The 1,077-nt window shown below is 44.9% G+C and carries 1 protein-coding gene; it reads right to left on the bottom strand.

Annotation, left to right across the window (positions count from 1 at the left end):
- Positions 1-802, bottom strand: an 802-nt coding sequence (locus EAO36_RS08210) for a portal protein (RefSeq protein ID WP_459562061.1), incomplete at its 3' end; no start/stop codon positions are given.
- Positions 803-1,077: the final 275 nt, after the last annotated feature.

Raw genomic sequence — 1,077 nt, 5'->3', positions numbered from 1 at the left:
AGTTGATATAATCTTGCATCGGCTTAATATCCCTAAAAAGCCCGTAATAGCGATTCTGCTCATCTTGGTAGAATTTGGCCACAATAAAGGGGTGTCGGTTATTTTTAAAGGGCTTGGGCTCAAACTTGTAGATTCCGCCCTGTTGGCTCCACAAATACCGATTCCACACCCAAGTCCCCCCCTCAAACTCTTTCACCCAACTTTCTATGATGCGCGCGACTCGCTCATTGCTGTTCTTCTCATAGATAAGCTCTACATCGGGCAAAATCTGCTTCAAACTCTCTTCGTCTTTGATAAGCACCTTGTGGAAACGCCTAGCATCTAGCGCATTGGGGTGCGTGCTCATATGGTCTATCACAAAAGCCCGGGGGTCAAGGGCTTTAAGCTCAATGTCAATATAACCCTGCTCGTCTTGGATAGCCCAAAGCTCCATCACCGCTAAGCCACCCATAATCAAATCCTTATCGCGCTTGATCATCTCTTGGTCGTAATTGCGCTTTTGGCTGAAGTATTTTAATAAATCGTTCAAAAGGTCCGCTAGGGGCTTGTCTTCCTCTTGGCGGGGAGTCAATCTAACTTCTTGGATACTCTGTATTTTATAGCCTAGAATTTTATTCACAATCATTTTATAGATGTTTTCCACAATGGGGGTCTGCCCGCGCTGCTCAATGATGTTCAAAACATCGGGGGGTAACTGGTTGCCGTGGTAATAAGCTAGTGCCTGCTTGGATTCTGCAATGCTGGGCGTGTTGGCTTCTAAATCTTGTTTAAAAATCTCTTTAAGGGTGTTAGAATCTTGCATATCTGCCTTTAACACGCCCCCCAAGAAGTGTTTAAAGCTTAAAGGGCGTGATGGGCGTATCATAACTAAAAATAAAAGGGGTGACAAGGGTTAAAGCCGAAGGCTTTAATGGAGCGTAGCGGAACGCGTAGTGTTTAATGATATAGAGGGCAAAGCCCCACCTAGAGTGCCGAAGGGTTTAATGAGCAAAAGCCCCTAGGCTTTTGCAAAATGCGCTAGCATTTTAATAGTCAAACGGGCAATTGATACCAAAAGGCTAGAAAAGCCCCAACTAG

This window comes from Helicobacter mehlei (assembly GCF_003660265.1).
In the GTDB taxonomy this organism is placed as follows: domain Bacteria; phylum Campylobacterota; class Campylobacteria; order Campylobacterales; family Helicobacteraceae; genus Helicobacter; species Helicobacter mehlei.
Note: the sequence above shows the minus strand (reverse complement) of the source record. Positions and strands in the feature narration are given on the sequence as shown.